Source organism: Algibacter sp. L3A6, assembly GCF_009796825.1.
GTDB lineage: Bacteria > Bacteroidota > Bacteroidia > Flavobacteriales > Flavobacteriaceae > Algibacter.
The window spans coordinates 1400099-1421192 of sequence record NZ_CP047030.1; the positions used below are offsets into that span (position 1 = coordinate 1400099).

Below are 21094 nucleotides of genomic sequence, written 5' to 3' on the forward strand. Positions count from 1 at the left end.
TTTTAATTTTTGACAAATATAAAAATATTTTTAGATAAGTCTAAAAATATTTTTAAAGTTTTAATTATTATATATTTGTGACATCTCTAAAAAAAGCATCATGGTTACCCTTACGGAAGAAAATTACATCAAAGCTATTTACCACTTAGGCAAGCAAGACGAAAACAACGTTAGCACGAATGCCATTGCTAAAGAAATGGAGACTAAGGCCTCTTCCGTCTCTGATATGGTGAAAAAACTTTCTGAGAAAGGCTATGCTGATTATAAAAAATATCAAGGCGTTACTTTAACGAAAGAAGGAAAACTTATTGCTGTGAATATTGTTAGGAAACATAGGTTATGGGAAGTATTTTTATCCGAAAAATTAAATTTTTCCTGGGATGAAATACATGATGTTGCAGAACAACTGGAACATATAAAATCAGAGAAGCTTATCAAGCAATTAGATGCATTTTTAGATTACCCATCTCACGATCCGCATGGTGACCCAATTCCGGACGAGAACGGAAGAATACAAAGCATCGATAAAATATTATTATCTCAAGCTCAAGTTAACAATGTTTGCATTTGTGTTGGGGTTAAAGACTCTTCTTCGGAATTTTTAAAATACCTAGACAAGCACGGTATAGCCTTAGGCACAGAGCTAAAAGTAACCAACAAAGAACCTTTTGACAACTCGATAACGATTACCATAAATCATTCGGAATTTATAATTTCTAATATTATAGCTAATAATTTATTTGTCAAATTAGCATAACTCCTGTTTTATAAAAAAAGTATTACAAAATTAGCGTAAGGCACGAATTTTGATAAAATTTATATATCCAAAAATTCAAAATATGAAGTCGTTTTTACTCGTTTTTGTAGTTGCATTCTGTTTTTCTTGTATTCCGGTTCGCATTGCCCCAACCATTAAAACCGACAAAGTTATGGTTGCGAAAAAATTTAAACGCAAGTTACCCAAGCGTCAAGCTTTTATTTTTGAAGACCCAAAAAACGCCAATGAGTTTTATAATTATGTGAATACGAAGCATGAATTACAGTTTCAAGACGTAGAATTTAATGTCCCTTTTGAAGTTGATGGTACACTATTTTATTTTTCGTTTCACGAAGTAGAGATTCCAGACAAAACTATCAATCTTATCCCTATTATAATTGACGCTAAATTAGACAACGGTGGCAGCAGCCCTCTATTTGAGGACAGTTACGCATCAAGACAAGGCAACTGGTATATTGCCATTACCGTAAACGATGAAGCTATGAATGATTGCTTAAAACCGAATAGCGTATATAAAGCATCCGTTTTAAAATATTTAAAACAGATGCGATTAGAATACTTAAATACAAGTAATTATCTAGAAGCTTTACTAAGACGATAATTAACTATTTTTAAAACGTACTTGCTTTCTTATTTTCTTCGGAAACTTCTTTATTGAAGTTAATGTTAAATCTTTGTAATAACACTCAGCAGCTTCTGATTGGATTTGGATTTGCCCTTTGTTTAAAATTTCACCTTTATCATTCTTTGCATTTTCTACAACCATAACCACATGGCCATTTACAACATGTACTGCATTATTTCCTAATACATAAATCTCTAAAAGATTCCACTCGCCATGAGGCGCATCGTGCTCTGATCCCGCATTAATATATCCGTTTGCCTCAAAATACGCATCGGAATTTGGATTATATTTTTTAGACTCACCTCTAACCACAGCTGTAGGCTTACCCCTTTTAGGACTCGCAGTTCCGCCACCTAAAGGAATAAAATCTCCTAAATCTGTTTCTTGTACTTGATATTCTAGAGATGTTTTCCAGGTCTTCCAAAAAGCCCCTTGTTCGCCATAACAATGGTAAAGAATACCACTATCGCGTTTTGCATCTAATCTTGGCTCCCATTTTTTATCACCCCATTTAAACAAGGTACTTAAATGATAATTTTCGTAGTCTTTTTTAGTGTTTATTCCACCTAAAATTTCACCACTAATATGTAATATTAATTCTCCGTTTTCTTCATTCACAGTAAAAACATCTTTAATATCGTTGTTTAAACCTAAAGCGGTACCGTTATGCACATTATCAGATTGATATGTACCTTCTGGCAAATCGGTAACAGTGGCATGTGGAACTCCTATCCATTTTTCAAACTGACTTAAATCCTTATCCAGTAAATGAATGGTTTTTGAGCTTTTTTGAGCTGCTACAGTTAAACTTGTTAAAATTAAAAATAGGGAAATGTACTTGAATTTAGAATGCATGGTTGGCTTATTTAGTTTAGCCAAATATAGATATATTCTTAAAAAGTAAGTAATATTTACTCTATGAATCTGTTTTAGTGACAGCCGCAACCATCATCTCCACCGCAGGCCTTTTTAGCACTTGGTTTCTTTACAAAGTATTTTTTAACCAAAGACCAAACTGCAAAAGCTACGGCTGCAAAAACGAGTATATTTTGAATTATAGTGTTCATTTTCTTTTAATTTTTATTTCAATAATTGAAAAGCAATTAAAGCTGTAATATAAGCAATTGCCGTCATGATTATTAATTGCCAAACTGGCCATTTCCAGCTATTAGTTTCTCTTTTCACTACAGCTAACGTACTCATGCATTGCATTGCAAAAGCGTAAAACAAAAGCAGAGAAATTCCTGATGCCAACGTAAACAACGGCCCTCCTAAAACAGGATTAACCTCTTTGGCCATTCTATTCTTAATAGTGTCCTCATCATCATTACCAACACTATAAATAGTAGCTAATGTTCCAACAAAAACCTCACGAGCAGCAAAACTACTTACAATAGCAATACCAATTTTCCAATCGTATCCCAAAGGTCTAATAGCAGGTTCAATAGCATGTCCAGCAATACCAATAAAAGAATGCTCTAATTTATGCGATGCTATTTTTTGTTGTAATTCATCGTCAGATAAATTATTAGCAACGTTTTCAGTTTTAATAATTTCTTCCGCATTATTAAAATTATCGCCTGGCCCATAAGACGCCAAGAACCAAAGCACAATAGAAATCGCTAAAATAATTTTACCAGCACCAAATACAAAAGACTTCGTTTTTTCGATAACCGTAAGCGCAACATTTTTAAAAAGCGGCAACTTATAGTTAGGCATTTCTACCACAAAAAAGGTTTTACTTTTTATTTTAAGAATCTTATTTAAAATATATGCTGAAACTACTGCAGAAACAAAACCGAGTAAATACAACAACATTAACGTTAATGCTTGATAGCCTAAACCTAAAAACCGACCTTCTGGAATAACCAACGAAATAATAATTAAATACACTGGTAATCGAGCCGAACAGGTTGTAAACGGCGTAACCAAAATGGTAATCAATCGTTCTTTCCAACTTTCTATATTTCGGGTAGCCATAATAGCAGGGATAGCGCAGGCTGTACCAGAAATAAGCGGTACAACACTTTTTCCGCTAAGGCCAAAACGCTTCATAATGTTATCCATCAAGAATACCACACGGCTCATATATCCACTTTCTTCTAAAACAGAAATAAAGAGGAACAAAAAGGCAATTTGTGGAATAAAAATTACAATTCCGCCAAGACCAGAAATAATACCTTCGGCTAATAAATTAGTAAAAGCACCAGGTGGCAATGTGGTTTTTACCCACTCGCTTAACGATGCAAAAGCTCCGTCTATTAAGTCCATTGGCACACTAGACCAATCGTAAATTGCTTGAAAAATAGTAAGTAGAATAAAAAAGAAAATAACATAACCCCAAACTTTGTGAGTTAGAATTCTATCGAGCTTAGATCGTAGATCTTTAGCTTGAGTAACATCTATAGTTTTTCCTTTTTTAAGAACATTGTTTATAAACTGATACCTCTTTATGGTTTCACGCTGCTGTAAACGCTTTAAATCGCCACTGGTTTTAGTTTTAAAACTTGCTATGGCATCAATTTCATTTCTATCGGTTTTTCCGAAGTTAACATCTTGAGTAATTACTAGCCAAAGTTTATAAATAAGTTGATTAGGAAATGCCTTTCTTAGCGCATCGAAATAAGGTTTATCAATTTCCGAAGGATCTAAACACGGTGTTACCGATAGATCACGATAATTAGTAATAAGTTCTTTTAACCTATCTATTCCTATTTTTTTACGTGTACTTATTAATGCAATTTTAGTTTGAAGTTGTTTTTCTAAATAATCAATATCCAACGAAATACCTTTATATTTCATCCTGTCGGACATGTTTATCACTAGAATTGTCGGAATTTCTAAATCCTTAATTTGAGTAAAAATTAAAAGATTTCGTTTTAAATTCTCTACATCACTAACAACAACGGCAACATCTGGATAATCTTTATCATTTTTATTTAAAAGCAATTCGATAACCACACTTTCATCTAGCGACGACGCATTTAAACTATAAGTTCCGGGTAAATCAATAATATGCGCCTTTACACCACGTGGCAACTTACAAACACCCTTCTTTCTTCTCCACCGTAATACCCGGGTAGTTTCCAACTTTTTGGTTTAATCCTGTTAAAGCATTAAAAACCGAAGTTTTACCCGTATTTGGATTCCCTATTAAGGCGACGTTTATTTGCTTACTCATGCGTTATTTTTTCAATTAAAATATGCGAAGCCGTTTCTTTTCTAATCGCAACATGCGACCCATTTATATTTAAATACATAGGATCCTGAAAAGGAGCAAACTGAATTAACTCGACAAAATTCCCTGGCAAACATCCCATTTCTAATAATTTTAGTGGAATATTTTTAGATGAAACATCGGTAATAACACCGCGTTCGCCTCGTTTTAGATGTGCTATAGTGTATTGCAAGCTTATTTAGATTGATTTTAAAGAAGCAAAAGTAATGTAAATGTTTAGAAGTTAAAAAGTTTATCGAAAATAGTTTGAGGATTTTAAGTCGTAATTACAATGCCCAGCTTTCAGTTTAGCAACCATTTAGTTTGCCAGTAACCCTTATTTTTCTTCTTTTAAAATTGAAATATCTTTTAACAACCTATCAATCTCTTCCTCATTGGTACCATCATAAAAACCTCTAATTTGTCGCTTTTTATCAATAAGCATAAAATTCTCAGTATGCACCATATCATAAGGCCCGCCATATTCAGCATCTTTTACAGCGAGATAACTTTTTCTGGCCAACGTGTAGATTTCTTTTTTATCGCCTGTTACTAAATTCCACTTTTTATCGTTTACACCTTTTTTTTCAGCATAACGTTTTAATTGCGCTACGGTATCAATTTCTGGCGTTACGGAGTGAGATAGTAACATCACCTCATCATCATTTATAATTTCCTTTTGAATTTTCACCATATGATCCGTCATAATCGGGCAGATGGTTTGGCAAGTAGTAAAAAAAAAATCGGCAACGTATATTTTATTTTTGTAATCGTTTTGCGTGATGGTTTTACCATTTTGATTCAACAAAGCAAAATCGCCTATTTTATGATATTTTTTTTGATATTGAAGTGTGCTATCCACCAATTCGGCACTTACCGATGCGGGCTGATAAATTGGTAATGGCTGATATACATTTAAAGTATTGTAAATTAACGATACAATAACCACGGAAATAACACCAAAAACAATGAAGAAAATCTTGTATTCTTTAAAAATAGAACCCATTATCTATAAATTTTAGACAAAAATACGAGATAATTTAGATAAGCCCCTTGTGATTGAACCCTAAATTCCTGTTAAAACCAATGCCTTTGTTTGATTGTCTTTTTTAAAGTTGGTTTAAAAGCTTACTTTTGTGCGATTATAAAAATTTGACTGAAAAATATATGGAGTTTGTTATTAAAATATCGCAGTTTTTGCTAAGTCTTTCGTTGTTAATTGTTTTACACGAATTAGGGCATTTTATCCCTGCAAAACTTTTTAAAACGCGAGTAGAAAAATTTTACTTATTTTTTGATGTAAAGTTTTCTTTATTCAAGAAAAAAATTGGCGATACTGTTTACGGAATTGGCTGGTTACCACTTGGTGGCTATGTTAAAATTTCGGGTATGATAGACGAAAGTATGGATACCGAACAAATGGCTAAAGAACCGCAACCATGGGAATTTCGCTCTAAACCGGCTTGGCAACGTTTAATTATTATGCTAGGTGGTGTTACAGTAAACTTTGTTTTAGCTGTAGTAATCTACATTGGTATGAGTTATTTTTATGGTGATAAAATTTTACCAGTTCAAAATATTCAAGATGGTTTATTAGTACAAAGTAGTGTTGCTAACAATGCTGGACTTTTAACAGGAGATAATGTTATTGCCGTAGATGGCACCAAGATCGACGATTATTCTCAAATTTCTGAAAAAGTACTTTTTGGAAAAGAAATTACTATTGAGCGCAACGGACAAGAAAAAACGATAACTTTTCCAGAAGATTTTTTAGCACAACTTATAGATTCTAAAGAAAAAGGATTCATTAATTTAAGAATGCCTTTTGTTGTTGTTGAAGTGCCAGACACATCGGCTAATAAAAGTAGCGGACTTAAAAAAGGAGATATTGTTGTTGGTTTAAATGATTACAAAACCAAATATGTTGATCAAGTTACTACTGGTTTAGATAAATTTAAAGGACAACAAGTTTCGGCAACTATACTTAGAGATAATAAAGAAACAACCTTACCATTAAATATTAGTAGCGATGGTAAACTAGGCTTAGTTTACGCGCCACAATCTACCTATGCAACATTAGAGGCATTAGATTATTATAAATTTCAAACTAAAGAATATAGCTTTTTAGAAGCGATTCCTGTTGGTTTAGAAAAAACTGGAGATAAAATATCCTCTTACATTACACAGTTTAAAGCTATTTTTACACCAAGCACAGGCGCATACAAAGGCGTAGGTGGTTTTAAAGCTATTTACGATATATTTCCTAGCTTTTGGAGCTGGCAAGTATTCTGGGGCATTACAGCGTTTTTATCTATTATGTTAGGTGTTTTAAACTTATTACCTATTCCTGCACTAGATGGTGGACACGTTATGTTTTTACTATACGAAATGATCTCTGGAAGAAAGCCTGGAGACAAATTTATGGAGTACGCACAAATGGTTGGATTCTTCCTTTTAATAGCATTAGTGCTGTTTGCAAATGGTAATGATATCTACAAAGCGATATTTGATTAAATTTTTAAAAAAAAATTTAAAAAATGTTTGCGGCATTTAAATAAAGTTCTATCTTTGCAACCGCTAAGCAAAATAGCACAGTCCTTCTTAGCTCAGTTGGTTAGAGCATCTGACTGTTAATCAGAGGGTCCTTGGTTCGAGCCCAAGAGAAGGAGCAAAATTAAGTCTAACAGAAATGTTAGACTTTTTTGTTTTTAATAGTTTCCTGTAAACATCTACACTTACTGCATTTCTGTATTTTATTCTACAAATCAAATAGCCTTGTTTATTAAACGAAAAGGCATACAATTAGGTGTACCATTATTTCTTCGAGGTGTACCATTTAAACATTCATATAAAACATGAAATTAAACATACTTTATTTATTATATAAATCTAAAACAAACTCTAAAGGATTGTGCCCTATCCGATGCAGAATTACCTATTCTAAAAAAAGAAAAGAGTTCTCTACAGGGCAATTTGTAAATCCTAAAAATTGGAACAGCAAACAACAACTAGTGAAACCACTAGAGCCCGAAGCGGACCACATAAATTCACAACTAAGCCTTATTAAGACAAAAATTAATAAGGCTTTTTTATTGCTTCAAATTAAAGAAGAAAATTTCACTGTTAATGATGTTTACAGCTTTTACAAGGGTGAAAAAACATCCAAGCCATTATCAATTCCATTGCTGCCTAATGCGTTAGAAATTTTAGAGCAATATAAAGAGGGAGGTGACTATGTGTTTACTAGAATAAGTAATCAACGGTATAATTCCTATTTAAAAGAGATTGCGAATATTGTTGGTATAAACAAGAATCTAACGACACATATTGCTAGAAAAACATTTGCCAGTACGGTATTACTATATAATGACGTGCCAATGGAAATTGTTAGTGAACTGTTAGGGCATTCTAGTATGAAAATTACGCAAGATAGCTACGGTAAAGTAGTACAGAAGAAAGTGAGTTTGGCAATGGAAAGATTAAAAGGAAGTTAACGGCTTCCCTTTTAATTACATCGTAAATATTAATATTTAAAAATATAATCAAAACCCACATTTTTTATAAATTTTCTCTACATTTGCCCCATAGCAAATACGGTATTCCGTTAAAATCTCTTCCTACAGATTAATAGTATTATATGTTTATGTATAAGGTGTTTTAGTATAAAACATTTTTAATACATCTGCATTTTTTTTAATCCATACTAATTAATTATGAAGAAAAATTACATTACCCTCAGCTTATTATTTTCATTTATCTTTTCGGCTACATTAGCACAAACAGTAAGTATTCCAGACCCTAATTTTGAACAAGCTCTTATCGATTTAGGTATTGATTCAGATGGAATTATTAATCAAAGTATTTTACACTCAGATGCACAGTCTGTTCGCTCCTTAGATGTTTCTAATAAAAACATCAGCGATTTAACGGGGCTCGGAGATTTTTTCAACTTAACATATTTAGATTGTTCTAATAACTCCATTTCAAATTTCCCTTTTACTAGCTTAACGCAACCAGATCTCAGGACCTTAATTATTCACTCTAATTTGATTGAATCTTTAACCTTACACGAGTACAGTAAACTTAACATTATTGATGTTAGCCAAAATCCAAATTTAACTTACTTAAACGCTAATAGCAGCAACCGCCCTTCATCCTTAAATGCAAGCTACAATCCTGCACTTAAAACTATAATATGTAACAATAGTGGATTAGGAGATATTAATATAAATGGATGCTTTGCTTTAGAAGAATTGAACTTAGCGAGTAACCATTTAACTACTATTGATTTATCAAATCAAACAAAATTAAAAACATTAAATATTAGTGATAATAAATTTGAGTCTTTTGAAACTCATAACGAACAACTTAATAATATAAATATTTCAGGAAATCCACTCAAAAACTTAACCCTTAGTAATACTAACTTATCAAGCCTGACTTTCGAAGTATTCCTAGAACTAACAAATTTAGATATAAACCATAATAATAATCTAACTTGGATCGGAATATCAGACAATATTAATCTAGCAAGTTTAGAAATAAGTGAAAATAGTAATTTAAAAACTGTAAACATTGTCAACGCCGAAAAACTATCCACAATAGACCTGAGCTCCAATGTCAGTCTAACAAATTTATACATTTTTCAAACCCCAATTACAAGCATAGACGTGAGTAATAATCTACTTTTAACCTTGCTAGAATGTAGTGAATGTGAACTAACTAGTTTAGATCTCAGCAAAAATATTAACTTGAAAGACATTAGATTAAATCAAAATAATATTACAAACCTAAATTTAACTCAAAACCCAAATGTTGAGCTTTTAGACGTTAGAGACAATCAACTTACCTCTCTAGATTTAAGAAATGGTAACAACGCAATATTTACAAGTTTCACTGCCCTTAATAACCCCTTACTAAACTGCATTTTTGTAGATGATTACACTGCTGCAAATGCTGGGCAAACGACATATACTAATTGGAATAAAGATGATATCGCCAAGTACAGAAATCAGTCTTGTAATTTTGATATAGAGCTTTCAACAAATCAAACATCTCTTTTAGAAAATGGCGAACAAGCAATAATTACCGCTACTCTTAATGAAGTAAACCCAAATGAAGATGTTATTGCACATCTTACGGTTTCAGGCTCTGCTGCAGCTACCAACTTTACTTTAAGTTCAAATACCATAATTATACCCTCAGGTCAACTTACGGCTTCAACAACCTTAACTGCAAATGAAGACGACATGGATTCTAATAAAACTGTAATTATTGATGTAGAATCTGTCGAAAATGCAGATGAATTAACAACCCAACAATTAACATTCACTATAAACCATATAAATAGCTCTCCTACGGATATTAGTTTATCTAACCCAACAATAGATGAAAATTCTATAATTGGTACTGAAATAGGCTTATTTACGACTATAGATGTAGATGACGAAGATTTATTTACATACACTTTAGTTGCAGGAGATGGAGATCATGATAATGGCAGCTTTACAATAACCGATAATCAACTTTTAGCTGGTGAAGTGTTTGATTATGAAACAGAAAACAGTTATTCAATTAGAGTTCAAACTGATGATGGTAACGGAGAAGTGTTTAGCAAATCATTTATTATCTCTATTAACGACTTAAACTTCCTAAAAATTAAAGATTCTAACGCTTCTTTAAGATATAAAAATGATATTATTTTAAATTTAGAAAGTACAGAAATTATCAAAGGCTTTCAGTTTGATGTAACATTCCCAAATGGGTTTGTTTTTAACCCATCAGATTTAACGAATAGTGGTCTACCTGAAAATTTTCAGATATCAAGTTCTAATGTTGGTGGCAACACATATAGAGTTATTGCTTTTTCATTAAGTAATGAAACAATTGCACCAGGATTAACACCAATAATTACACTACCTACATTCATTAATATAAGCACCCCTCCTGGCGAATACTCAATACCTGTATTTAATGTCAACATGTCAGACGTTAATAATCAAGATATTGCTTCACTTTCTCCAATAGATGGGGTTGTAACAGTATATGAGTACCCTAGAGGTGATGCTAATGGAGATAATAAGGTGAATGTTTTGGATATTTTAGATACTATTGACTATATTTTCGGCAACCCTCCTTCTATTTTTAATTTTGAATTAGTGGACATTAATTCTGATGACACTATAAATGTATTGGATGTTCTTGGAATTCAAGATATAATATTAAACCCAATAGCAACTACTTCTGACAACGCAGGAAAAACAACAGCTTCTAAAAAAACAGCAGCCGGAGAAAATTATTTAAATATTACTAACGATAACTTTGCTCCAGGCGCTAATGAGACCATAGAGATAAATTTGATAAATCAAGATGTTGTAAAAGGTTTGGAATTTGATTTTGTACTACCTGAAGGATTCACATTTAACCCAGCAGATATTACCGGAACCTCAAGGCTTGATGGACTAATTATTAATGCTAGAGAAATTAGTCAAAACACTTATAAAATTCTAATCTTTTCATTTTCATCTTCAACGGTAGCAGCTGGAACAGAAGCTATTTTAAGTTTACCCGTATTTATAGAAAATAACATAAAAGCTGATATATATCCAATAGAATTAACGAGTGTTATAATTTCAGACACAAATAATACGAACATATCAACACAAGCCCCAGATACTGGTAAAATATCCATAATTACGCTCGGTGTGGATAATGAAGAGGTTATAGAAAATAAAATTAACATTTACCCTAATCCTGTCAATAGCATTTTGAATATCGATTCGGGTATAACTGGTGATTATCAATTGTACGACATCAACGGTAGAAACGTTGGAAAAGGTAATCTTACGCTAGGTCATAATGAAATAAACATCTCTTTCCTACAAAACGGATTGTACATTGTGTCTATTAGTAATAATGAAGGCAATTTGATCAAAAAAATAATAAAAAACTAATTTTTTATTCTAACACAAGCAAAGAACTGCACTCTTATCAGTCTAAATAAATTAATATTCAAACCATTAATTTATCATAAGCAACCATATTAGAGTGCAGGTCTTTACTAATTTCTAAAAATCCTTTTGAAGCTAAAAAGCATACTTAAAACCATTGATATTCTCTAGTTCAACATCCTCTCAAATAAATAATATTAACGCATTATAAAAAATTTACAAAAAAAACTTGGCAACTTGGCAAGTGTCATAACACCAACTTATCTTCAAAAATTTTTTTAATTTTTTTAATAAAAACATTTTTATAAACACATGTGATTGTTAATTAACCAATACACCCCACCCCAAAATGGAGCTGGGAAGGTTCCCCGCCATTGTTTAATTAAACTTCATAATCATGGTAACAATTAAAGATTTTAAAAAACGAGAAACCAAAACAGGTGAAGAGTTTTTTGTGCTAGTACTTCAAAGCGGCATTACACCTGTAAAAAGTAAAGAAACAGGTCGCATGTATTTCACTTCTAAAACCTGTACAGTACCAAGCACTTTCGACGAAGAAACGTGCCAGCAAATAGTTGGACAGGAATTTCCTGGAGAAATTGTAAAGATTAAGGTTGAACCTTACGAATATGCACTTCCAGAAACAGGCGAAATCATTACTCTCGATACACGTTGGGAATACCAAGATACTACTTTAGAAACCGCTTCTTTAAATATAGTCGAGGAAGAGGAAGTAATGTAGCTCTTGGTTACAAAATCTATAAAAGAGGCATTATTGCCTCTTTTTTTATATAGTTATATATATAACCAATATTTAGTATAACCAATAACTTAAATAATTATGGAATTAAAACAAGCTCAACGTGAGCAAGTAAAGTTGCGCATAGGATTAAGTGGCGCATCTGGATTTGGTAAAACATTTTCAGCACTTTTATTAGCGTATGGTATTACTGGAGACTATTCCAGAATAGCTATTATAGACACGGAAAATCAATCAGCTAGTTTATACTCTCATTTAGGGGCTTACAACACGCTAAGTATTGAAGCGCCTTATTCACCAGAAAAATATATTAAAGCCATTGAAGTGTGTGAAAAAGCACAAATGGAGGTTGTTATTATTGATTCAATAACTCACGAATGGTCAGGTGCAGGTGGTTGTTTGGATATTCAAGAGAAGTTAGGAGGTCGGTGGCAAGACTGGGCTTCTGTTACACCAAGACACCAAGCATTTGTTGATAAGATACTGCAAGCCAAATGCCATGTAATAACAACTACCAGAAGAAAAACAGATTACTCTATGGATAAGGATGGTAGCGGAAAAACTAAAGTTATTAAGCATGGCACTAAAGAAATAACTAGAGACGGGTTTGAATATGAATTAACTGTAAATTTCGAGCTGATAAATGACCACCACCTAGTAAACGCATCAAAAGACAGAACAGGCTTATTTGTGAACAAACCAGAGTTTGTAATAAATGCATCTACAGGTAAAAAGCTAATGAATTGGTGCAACAATGGTAAAGATTTAGATCAGGCAAGAGCTGAAATTAGTAGCTGTGAAACTATTGAAGGGTTAAAGCATATTTACTCTAAATACCCAAACTATCAAAGTACAATTAAGGCAGATATCATGAACAGAAAAGCGCTTATCGAATCAGCAGATTATAATATCGTACCTAATTCAGAAATTATTGAAGAACAAAAAACAATCGAAAATGGAACTACAGCAAGCACAAAATAATCTGGTTATACCAGAAGAACAAATAATTACAAAATCATCTCCATTTATAGAGGCTAACACTAAAGAAGTTAGCCTTTTTCATTTGCAGAATGATTGCACAATACCAGTGTTTTCAAAAGATAACGAATGCACTATAGCACATCACGAATTTATAGATACTGTTGATAATTGTGTTAAAACTGTATTCTCAGGACAGAACATTTTAAAGCCAGAATTAAGAATAAGTCATGTTATTAAAGGCAGAATACCAGAAGCTATTGGTAAACCCGTAAAAGAACTAACGGAGCGAGACAAAACCATCTATTACGAAAGAATGATGTTTAAAATAGATGTACCAACTATTACAAAAACAATTAGCTCTAATAAATTAAGTTTAACCATTGGAGGTGTTAGAGCCTATAATCAAGAAAATCTATACAGCAAAAAGAACTACGAAAAATTTAAAGTGTTCGTAGGGTTTAAAAATTTGGTATGCACCAATTTATGCGTGTCGAGTGATGGTATTGTAACCGAATTAAGAGCGTCTAGTATTGAGGAATTAAAATCCAAAGTATTAGAATTACTAGGCACTTATGAAATGCAAAACCACTTAAACACATTAAAACAACTGCCAGAACAATACATAACAGAAAAGCAATTTGCTAAATTTTTAGGAAAGTGCCGAATGTATAATTATTTGCCTAAGCTAGAAAAAATTGAAAAACCAACATTACTACTAAATGATGGACAAATTAACGCAATTGTAAAAGGTTATTATGAAGATGAAAATTTCTCAAGGCAACAAGATGGCACTATCACTCTATGGAACCTATTTAATCTACTAACAGGAGCTAATAAAAGCAGTTATATAGATACTTTTTTAGGTCGGAGCGTAAACTCTCATGAGCTTATCCAAAAACTATCTTTTTCAATGCAAAATGATAAACCTATTTGGTATCTTAATTAATATTAATAGCTAAAATATGCTCAAGTAAAATTCTTAGGCATTTTATTTAATCCATATGAATAATGAAGAACTCGCAGAACTGTTTAATTATTGCTCTCCAAAATCTATACTTGTAATTACGTGGTATGGAAAACTCAAAACCTTGTATTGCCCCATTAAAGTTAAGGTTATACAGGATATTGGAGAATTAATTAAAGGTAATTATGCTAAAGTAAATGAAGTTAAACTATCCAATTCTGGCAAAACAGTTTTTATCATTAACAAAAAGGCTTACTATTATTACTACTTCGAAATTTTAACGCATTTGTGATAATACTATAGCTAAAATTAAAATCTATAGATTGGACTTTACGCTGTATTTTGTTTGAAACTCAAATATTAAATATAAGGTTAGCATTCTTTTGAGATGGTTTAGTCCTTAAAGAAAACCCCTGAAAATGAATTGAAATAGTCAATGTGAATGTGTATTTTTAATATATTACGCATTCACAACTATTAATAAATTACAATGCTAGACAACAAGAGCCCATTTTTTGATATTGATTTAGAAGACTTACTTGATTTTAAAAAAGTGAATGATTTCTACAATAATTTCATTAATTGCGATTGTCGTAACAGGAAAGAACTTGAATCCACTAAGGATGAGTTGTTTGACATTGAATATAAATATATCTATTTGGTGTCCATTCCAGAATCGGTAGAGGACGGTTTGGTAATTAATCAAGAACTTAAAGTTAAAACTAAAAAAATGAATTTTTTTGACGATTGCTTAATTCCTGCAATATTAAAGATAAAAGCCAAAGAAATAGGTAATATTGAAATTCGTAGAAAAGCAGAAAAGAAATATAGTAATGATGAAAAATTAGGTTTTTATAATGAAGTCGTAGATGAATATATTGAAAAAGCTAATAAAATTGAAAAAATTAACTATTCAAATGAAAGAATAAATGATGTAATTTTAAACGATGTTATCTGGGAAATAAGAGATTATATTGCAGATAGAACTTTAGAATTAGAATCTTTTGAAAAAATCCCATTTGGGAATATGACAACAGAAAATTTAGCGTTTCTTTTTTCTCGATTGATAGAAAATAAATATATCAACTTAGCACCAGCAAACTTAGCAAAATTGATTTCAAATTATTTCTTAATAAAATCAAAACCAATTGATAAAAGCTTTAGAAACAAGTTGAATTATTATGCAAAAAAATCAAATTGGACTGATAAAAATATTGATAATTTAGATTCGATACTAAATAAATTAAAAGCCATTAAAAAATAAAAATATTTTAGGTGCAAATCTCTGCACCTTTTTTTTAATATATAAATTACATTAAATTTAAATATTTGCCATGTGTTTAAGTAGGTAGTACACACATTCACTTTCACTATCTATTTAAGAAAGTATTTTTTAATTTAAAAAATATTTAAAAATGATAAATAAAACATTTTGGGATGTGGACAAAAAAGGAAGCGTTAAAATCATCCAAAGTAAATTAATAGAATTTATTTCCAATTCTGGTTTTGCTAAAGCTGAAACTTCTAATACAACCTATGTATTAGTTAAAGAGTCGACTAATACAGTAAAGGAAGTTGCAGATCATGCTATAACAGATTATGTAAAAACCTATTTAAAAAAAAGAAATGAACCTGATGTGTACGAAGCTTTCATAAAAGGGTCATCTGGCTATATATCTAAGCAAAAACTTCGATTTTTAAATTCTGTTCAGATATTAAACGATAGAGATAATAATAAAACTAGTTGGTTTCATTTTTCAAATTTAAGTTGGCAAGTCGACGAGAAATCATTTTCTAGTCGCTTAAGGGATGATATTGAAGGAAAAATTTGGGAGTCAAAAATTATACCTCATGATTGCTTTTTAGCAACTAACGATGATGAAGGTCAATTTCACAAGTTTTGCTTCAACCTTTCTGGTCAAGATGAAAAACGGTTTTTATCCTTGAAAACGATAATAGGCTACTTATTGCACAGAAATCAAGATCCTGCTAATGCTAAAGCTATAATATTTGTAGATGAAAACATTTCTTTTGATGGCACTGCAAATGGAGGAACTGGCAAAAGTTTATTAGTAAGTGCAATTGGTAAATGTAGGGAGCTTGTTGTTATGGACGGTAAAAACATGAAGAACAAAAGTTGGTTTAAAAATCAACGAATTAATAGAACAAGTGATGTTGTATTTTACGATGATGTAGGTAACGACTTTTCGTTAGAAACACTTTATTCAATGATAACTACTGGAATACCCATAGAAAAAAAATATAAAGACGAAGAGTATATTAAACCCGAAAATGCTCCAAAAATATGTATTAGTAGTAATTATATTGTTAACGGTACAGGAGGCAGTACAGATATTAGAAGGCGATGCGAATTTGAAGTAGCAAATCATTATAATGAAAATTACACTCCTCAAGACGAGTTTGATTGTTATTTCTTTATTGATTGGGATATGTACGAATGGAACAGGTTTTTCCATTTTATGATGCATTGTGTTCAGATGTACCTAAACCATGGATTAATTCAAGCTAAACCTATAAATCTTAAAACGAATAAATTAATAAATGTAACATCGGAAGAATTTGTAGCCTTTATGGACTTAGGTTTAGTTGAATTTAATACCTGGATTAGCAAGAAAGATGTTTTAACACTTTTTACCAAAGAATATGTGCAGTATAATAATTTATCTTCACATCAAATGACTAAATGGATGAAGGAGTATGCTAAACATAGTGGATTGATATATGAAGACCGTAAATCGGGTGAAAAGTTTGATTTTTATTTAAAAAGTATAGGAAAGGAGGCTAAAGATGAAGAAGAATAAAAAACCAGCAGGCTTCATTTACACAGTTAAATGCGAAATCACAGGAGAATTCTATGTAGGCGCAACTACAGGTTCTATAGAACAACGTAAACTAGATCATCAAGAACGAGCAAATAGAGGTGAAACACATCCTTTCGCAAAAGCTATAGCTACACATGGTTCAGATGCATTTACTTGGGAGCAGACAGATACTACTAATACTACAGATGAGTTAGCCAAAAAAGAAAAAGAATATATTGTAAAGTTAAATTCTAAAAATCAAGGCTATAACTCAGATGCAGGTGGAGGTATAAAAAAAACAGTTTACCAATACAATATTAAAGATGGAAGCCTTGTAAATAGCTACGATTCTTTAGTAAGTGCATCTAGTGCAGTAAGTGCACGTAAAACATGTATTAGCAATGCCTGTCTAGGTCAAAACAAAACCTGCAAAGGTTACTATTGGAGTTATAATTTTAGTGTTCCCTTCAACCCAGAAAAAGATTTACGTAAAAAGAAAGTAATTCAATACTCCCTTTCTGGCAAACAGGTAGCAGTTTACGATTCAGTAGCTGAAGCTAGTAGAATATCAGGTATTTCTAAAACCTGTATTTCTAGAGTTTGCAGAAATGAACGAAAACAAAGTGGTGGTTTTATTTGGAAGTATAATTAAAAATATAAGGATAGCAGAAATGTTATCTTTATACATAAAAACTTAAAAAGATTTCTAATTTAAAACATACTACAATAAAAGGCATATAAAAAGGAAGTCCCAAAAAGCATTAAAATTTTAACCATTTAATAAACAACACATTACAGTCCTTGGTTCGAGCCCAAGAGAAGGAGCAAAATTAAGTCTAACAGAAATGTTAGACTTTTTTGTTTTTAATAGGTTTTGGTTTTTCTGAGATTTTAATATTTACTAACGATATCACAACTCTACAAATAGAAAACACGAACCAACACCCCATACTTTTAAACGGAGCACGAATATAAATTCTTGACGTATAATTAGAATACATAGAGCGCTTTTAAGCCCATTTAAAAGAATACCGAAACTCATTCAGCAAACAAAGCAAATAAAACCAGAGAAAGCCTATAAAAACGCTTAGCTAAAACTATACTCTACTTCAAATCGAAACTGTTAATTCATTTTTTCAAAAAGAACAAATTAAGATCTTCCAAGAAAACCTCTTTTATTTCTAAAAAGTAATCAGAATAACAACACGCTTACTCTCTCAATAAAGCGTCAAAACATCTCTTTATTTAACTTTAAAGCACAAAAAAAAGCCTCACATTACTGTGAAGCTTTACAATCTCTATGTGGTCCCACTTGGCATGTGTGAGATTTAAATAAAGCGCTGATTATTAGCGCTTTATTTGTTTTAGCTGAAATTTGGTATCAAAATAGTATCAAAAACATGCTTAGGTAAGATTTTGTAATTTGTTTTACCTAAGCAAAAAATTAGGTTGTGATGACTTTAATTGTCTGAATTTAAAATATTTTGCACTTCTTCTTCTATATCTAATTTTATAAGTTCCCAAGCTTTGTTACGATAACAATTAGGTAATAAATCGTCTTCTGCACCTGAAAAATATAAACAAGCTTCTAGCACCTCTTCTCTTGTTGAACCATAAGGGTTGCGTTGTAAATAGAAACTTATCATTTCTTCTAAAGTGAATACATCTAGCAACTCATGTATATCCCAAAAGTCTTTTTTACGACCACCATTTGCAATTACTTCAAATTTCATTGCTGCTATTTCTTCATTTGGTGCTAGACGCACATTGCCATTAACTAATATTGGAAATATAAAAGATTCACTACTATAATAAATATCTAATTTAAGAGCATTGTCAGCATTTTCACCAATAAAGTAAGACCTACCAAATACAACATCACCTACAGAAGATGTAGATGTATATGGAAATGTCTCATTTAAAATTTCCTCTAAACGATTAAAATCTATACTACCATATTCTGCATCAGTAAATAAATCAATATCTGTAGATTCTCTGTGACCTTGTTGTAAACTTAAAGATGTACCACCAACTAAACGAAAATCATTAAACTCTTCAATAGACATTAGTGTATTTAAAGATTCCCAAAGAAGGTCGGAAACTGTATTTAGATGCAAAGCCATTAAATTTTAAACAAGCTCATGCATTTCTGCATTTGTTTTAAATGTAGATAAGCGAGAGTTCTTAATAGACTTTACTATTGTAGATACTGTAGATTTACCATAAAACTCTATAATTTCATTAATTTCCTTATCATTACCTCTTTCTAAAACTCTCTTAATAATAGCACGTTTGTTTTTGTCCCAATCGATTTTATCAAAGGTGGTATCCCAAAATAGTACTTTTCTAATATTGTTTAGATTGGGTTTTCTTTCACTATTTTTAGTTAATGCAATTTTAACCTCATAACCTGCTTGCAGCATCATAAAGTAATCTTCTTCTTCATGAAAGTAATCTGCTAGTTTAATAGATAACTCGGGATTAATACCTCTTTTTTGATTTATGATAGCACTAATAGTTTGTTTATGCTCACCTATAGCTATAGCTAATTGCGAGCTTTTAATATTACAACGCTTTATTTCGCGTTGTAATATAAGCCCTGGATGTACTCCTTTTATTTTAGAAATTTTAGGTAACATAGATTTTTAGTGTATAACAAATGTATATAAAAAAATATTTGTAAACAATCTTGTTTACTTTTTATTAACATTAGTTAACTTTAAAGCACAAAAAAAAGCCTCACATTGCTGTGAAGCTTTACAATCTCTATGTGGTCCCACTTGGGCTCGAACCAAGGACCACCTGATTATGAGTCAGGTGCTCTAACCAACTGAGCTATGGGACCGAAATTGGAGTGCAATATTACTATTTATTTTAGATGTAACCAAAAAAAATATCACTTTATCTCTTGGCAAAGTTCAATTAGTACACCATTTGTAGATTTCGGATGCAAAAAAGCCACTAATTTATTGTCGGCTCCACGCTTCGGGACCTCGTTTATAATTCTAAAACCTTCATTTTTTAAACGGATAATTTCAGCTTCAATATCTTCCACATCAAAGGCAATGTGATGGATACCTTCTCCATTTTTATCAATAAAACGGGCTATTACGCTATCTTTCGAGGTTGCTTCTAATAATTCAATTTTATTATCACCAACCTTAAAAAACGATGTATTTACATGTTCATCTTCTACAGCTTCGGTTTTATAAGGTAGCTCTCCAAAAAGTTTTGAATATAAATTATTAGAAACTTCTAAATTTTTTACTGCAATGCCAATATGTTCTATTTTTTTCATCTAAAAACCTGTTTTTTTTCATTTCTGTGAATGCGAAAATCTTAATTTTATTCTAACAATACATGCAAAAGAAAATATCAAATCTGTTTCGACGCACTTCTTTTACATCCTCTTGGCAAGAATATCATTAAATAATCTGCACAAGACGAAAAGAATAAACGAGCCTGTATTCCTTCCGCGAAAGCGTTAATTTGTTAATTATTATCTAAATTAATCTGAAAATATTAAAATACACCTCGAAAAACAAGATAATCTTTAAATATGCTTTATTTTTGCAATCTAAAAGCATTTTATAAAGTGGAAGAAGCAGAAAGTCAAAGACAAAAAAAAATAGGTGGGGTTTTACAGCAAGATTTAGTAGAAGTTCTACAAGGAGCTGCCACACAGGGCGGAATGCGTGGTGTTTTAATATCGGTATCTAAAGTAAAGGTTACTGTAGATTTATCGGTTGCGAAGGTCTATTTAAGCATTTTTCCTAACGATAAAGCGCCTGCACTGATGGAGGGCATAAAATCGAATACACCATTAATTCGTCATGAATTAGCACAACGTACCAAACACCAATTGCGCCGTATGCCTAATTTAGAGTTTTTTATAGACGATTCTTTAGAGTACATCGACCAGATTGAAAAATCTTTAAAAGGCGAAGAAAACCCTATCAAAGATCCTAATATTTTAGACAAAAGAAAAAAATCGTAG

19 protein-coding genes, 2 tRNA genes and 1 pseudogene are annotated in these 21094 nt (G+C 31.5%); 13 read left to right on the forward strand and 9 right to left on the reverse strand.

The annotated features are described in order from the left end of the window. The first annotated feature begins 100 nt into the window (after window positions 1–100). Together GQR98_RS05835 and GQR98_RS05840 are read left to right on the forward strand one after the other, a co-directional pair. Entirely contained in the window at window positions 101–757 is a 657-nt protein-coding gene (locus GQR98_RS05835) for a metal-dependent transcriptional regulator (protein WP_159018686.1), read from the forward strand. A gap of 82 nt (window positions 758–839) precedes the next feature. Beyond that, window positions 840–1379: a hypothetical protein gene (locus tag GQR98_RS05840; protein WP_159018687.1), complete on the forward strand. Its 540-nt coding sequence runs from the start codon at window positions 840–842 to the stop codon at window positions 1377–1379. Here GQR98_RS05840 and GQR98_RS05845 read toward each other — a convergent pair whose 3' ends face one another. The 5 genes and pseudogenes from GQR98_RS05845 to GQR98_RS05865 all read right to left on the reverse strand — a co-directional run bounded on the left by GQR98_RS05845 (window position 1380) and on the right by GQR98_RS05865 (window position 5626). After that, window positions 1380–2258 (reverse strand): DUF1080 domain-containing protein, encoded by an 879-nt coding sequence (locus tag GQR98_RS05845; protein WP_159018688.1) that lies wholly within the window; start codon window positions 2256–2258, stop codon window positions 1380–1382. 74 nt (window positions 2259–2332) lie between these two features. After that, window positions 2333–2470, reverse strand: coding sequence for a FeoB-associated Cys-rich membrane protein (locus GQR98_RS05850; RefSeq protein WP_159018689.1), 138 nt, complete (start codon window positions 2468–2470; stop codon window positions 2333–2335). Window positions 2471–2483: 13 nt separating this feature from the next. Then, window positions 2484–4584: pseudogene (feoB, locus tag GQR98_RS05855) on the reverse strand (ferrous iron transport protein B). Then, window positions 4577–4813: a ferrous iron transport protein A gene (locus GQR98_RS05860; RefSeq protein WP_042496137.1), complete on the reverse strand. Its 237-nt coding sequence runs from the start codon at window positions 4811–4813 to the stop codon at window positions 4577–4579. The pseudogene feoB and the gene GQR98_RS05860 overlap by 8 nt, the downstream one beginning before the upstream one ends. Window positions 4814–4957: 144 nt before the next feature. Beyond that, window positions 4958–5626, reverse strand: a complete 669-nt coding sequence (locus GQR98_RS05865; protein ID WP_042496138.1) for an SCO family protein — start codon at window positions 5624–5626, stop codon at window positions 4958–4960. A 161-nt stretch (window positions 5627–5787) separates the two neighbouring features. Between GQR98_RS05865 and rseP the strand changes: the two genes are divergently transcribed. The 10 genes from rseP to GQR98_RS05915 all read left to right on the forward strand — a co-directional run bounded on the left by rseP (window position 5788) and on the right by GQR98_RS05915 (window position 17749). After that, the gene (gene rseP, locus GQR98_RS05870) at window positions 5788–7134 is read left to right on the forward strand and encodes an RIP metalloprotease RseP (protein ID WP_159021100.1); all 1347 of its coding nucleotides are present in this window, start codon (window positions 5788–5790) and stop codon (window positions 7132–7134) included. Window positions 7135–7215: 81 nt separating this feature from the next. Then, window positions 7216–7289: transfer RNA gene (locus tag GQR98_RS05875), tRNA-Asn, on the forward strand. Window positions 7290–7475: 186 nt separating this feature from the next. After that, window positions 7476–8114 (forward strand): site-specific integrase, encoded by a 639-nt coding sequence (locus GQR98_RS05880; RefSeq protein WP_159018690.1) that lies wholly within the window; start codon window positions 7476–7478, stop codon window positions 8112–8114. Window positions 8115–8333: 219 nt separating this feature from the next. Beyond that, a complete protein-coding gene (locus tag GQR98_RS05885; RefSeq protein ID WP_159018691.1) occupies window positions 8334–11573 on the forward strand; it encodes a T9SS type A sorting domain-containing protein in 3240 nt (1079 codons plus the stop codon). A gap of 394 nt (window positions 11574–11967) precedes the next feature. Continuing rightward, window positions 11968–12312, forward strand: a complete 345-nt coding sequence (locus GQR98_RS05890; RefSeq protein WP_159018692.1) for a hypothetical protein — start codon at window positions 11968–11970, stop codon at window positions 12310–12312. Window positions 12313–12411: 99 nt separating this feature from the next. Continuing rightward, window positions 12412–13311, forward strand: a complete 900-nt coding sequence (locus GQR98_RS05895) for an AAA family ATPase (protein ID WP_159018693.1) — start codon at window positions 12412–12414, stop codon at window positions 13309–13311. Continuing rightward, on the forward strand, window positions 13286–14257 hold the full coding sequence (locus tag GQR98_RS05900) for a DUF3871 family protein (RefSeq protein ID WP_159018694.1): 972 nt from the start codon (window positions 13286–13288) through the stop codon (window positions 14255–14257). The genes GQR98_RS05895 and GQR98_RS05900 overlap by 26 nt, the downstream gene beginning before the upstream one ends. Window positions 14258–14765: 508 nt before the next feature. Next, a complete protein-coding gene (locus tag GQR98_RS05905; RefSeq protein ID WP_159018695.1) occupies window positions 14766–15539 on the forward strand; it encodes a hypothetical protein in 774 nt (257 codons plus the stop codon). A 151-nt stretch (window positions 15540–15690) separates the two neighbouring features. Further along, entirely contained in the window at window positions 15691–17097 is a 1407-nt protein-coding gene (locus GQR98_RS05910; RefSeq protein ID WP_159018696.1) for a primase-helicase family protein, read from the forward strand. After that, window positions 17084–17749: an NUMOD1 domain-containing DNA-binding protein gene (locus GQR98_RS05915; RefSeq protein ID WP_159018697.1), complete on the forward strand. Its 666-nt coding sequence runs from the start codon at window positions 17084–17086 to the stop codon at window positions 17747–17749. Before GQR98_RS05910 ends, GQR98_RS05915 begins: the two co-directional genes overlap by 14 nt. 808 nt (window positions 17750–18557) lie before the next feature. Here GQR98_RS05915 and GQR98_RS05920 read toward each other — a convergent pair. The 4 genes from GQR98_RS05920 to mce all read right to left on the reverse strand — a co-directional run bounded on the left by GQR98_RS05920 (window position 18558) and on the right by mce (window position 20395). After that, window positions 18558–19220: a nucleotidyl transferase AbiEii/AbiGii toxin family protein gene (locus GQR98_RS05920; protein WP_159018698.1), complete on the reverse strand. Its 663-nt coding sequence runs from the start codon at window positions 19218–19220 to the stop codon at window positions 18558–18560. Window positions 19221–19226: 6 nt separating this feature from the next. Next, window positions 19227–19736, reverse strand: coding sequence for a HigA family addiction module antitoxin (locus GQR98_RS05925; protein ID WP_159018699.1), 510 nt, complete (start codon window positions 19734–19736; stop codon window positions 19227–19229). Between the two features lie 132 nt (window positions 19737–19868). Then, a tRNA-Ile gene (locus tag GQR98_RS05930) sits at window positions 19869–19942 on the reverse strand. 51 nt (window positions 19943–19993) lie between these two features. Further along, a complete protein-coding gene (gene mce, locus GQR98_RS05935; RefSeq protein ID WP_159018700.1) occupies window positions 19994–20395 on the reverse strand; it encodes a methylmalonyl-CoA epimerase in 402 nt (133 codons plus the stop codon). Between the two features lie 261 nt (window positions 20396–20656). Here mce and rbfA point away from each other — a divergent pair, with 261 nt between their 5' ends. After that, the gene (gene rbfA / locus GQR98_RS05940) at window positions 20657–21094 is read left to right on the forward strand and encodes a 30S ribosome-binding factor RbfA (protein WP_042502346.1); all 438 of its coding nucleotides are present in this window, start codon (window positions 20657–20659) and stop codon (window positions 21092–21094) included.

Coding starts and splice junctions, on each gene's coding strand:
- mce (WP_159018700.1), bottom strand. CDS start 20,395: ATGAAAAAAATAGAACATATTGGCATTGCAGTAAAAAATTTAGAAGTT.
- rbfA (WP_042502346.1), top strand. CDS start 20,657: ATGCTTTATTTTTGCAATCTAAAAGCATTTTATAAAGTGGAAGAAGCA.
- GQR98_RS05890 (WP_159018692.1), top strand. CDS start 11,968: ATGGTAACAATTAAAGATTTTAAAAAACGAGAAACCAAAACAGGTGAA.
- GQR98_RS05850 (WP_159018689.1), bottom strand. CDS start 2,470: ATGAACACTATAATTCAAAATATACTCGTTTTTGCAGCCGTAGCTTTT.
- GQR98_RS05900 (WP_159018694.1), top strand. CDS start 13,286: ATGGAACTACAGCAAGCACAAAATAATCTGGTTATACCAGAAGAACAA.
- GQR98_RS05845 (WP_159018688.1), bottom strand. CDS start 2,258: ATGCATTCTAAATTCAAGTACATTTCCCTATTTTTAATTTTAACAAGT.
- GQR98_RS05885 (WP_159018691.1), top strand. CDS start 8,334: ATGAAGAAAAATTACATTACCCTCAGCTTATTATTTTCATTTATCTTT.
- GQR98_RS05880 (WP_159018690.1), top strand. CDS start 7,476: ATGAAATTAAACATACTTTATTTATTATATAAATCTAAAACAAACTCT.
- GQR98_RS05925 (WP_159018699.1), bottom strand. CDS start 19,736: ATGTTACCTAAAATTTCTAAAATAAAAGGAGTACATCCAGGGCTTATA.
- GQR98_RS05910 (WP_159018696.1), top strand. CDS start 15,691: ATGATAAATAAAACATTTTGGGATGTGGACAAAAAAGGAAGCGTTAAA.
- rseP (WP_159021100.1), top strand. CDS start 5,788: ATGGAGTTTGTTATTAAAATATCGCAGTTTTTGCTAAGTCTTTCGTTG.
- GQR98_RS05895 (WP_159018693.1), top strand. CDS start 12,412: ATGGAATTAAAACAAGCTCAACGTGAGCAAGTAAAGTTGCGCATAGGA.
- GQR98_RS05920 (WP_159018698.1), bottom strand. CDS start 19,220: ATGGCTTTGCATCTAAATACAGTTTCCGACCTTCTTTGGGAATCTTTA.
- GQR98_RS05905 (WP_159018695.1), top strand. CDS start 14,766: ATGCTAGACAACAAGAGCCCATTTTTTGATATTGATTTAGAAGACTTA.
- GQR98_RS05840 (WP_159018687.1), top strand. CDS start 840: ATGAAGTCGTTTTTACTCGTTTTTGTAGTTGCATTCTGTTTTTCTTGT.
- GQR98_RS05915 (WP_159018697.1), top strand. CDS start 17,084: ATGAAGAAGAATAAAAAACCAGCAGGCTTCATTTACACAGTTAAATGC.
- GQR98_RS05835 (WP_159018686.1), top strand. CDS start 101: ATGGTTACCCTTACGGAAGAAAATTACATCAAAGCTATTTACCACTTA.
- GQR98_RS05865 (WP_042496138.1), bottom strand. CDS start 5,626: ATGGGTTCTATTTTTAAAGAATACAAGATTTTCTTCATTGTTTTTGGT.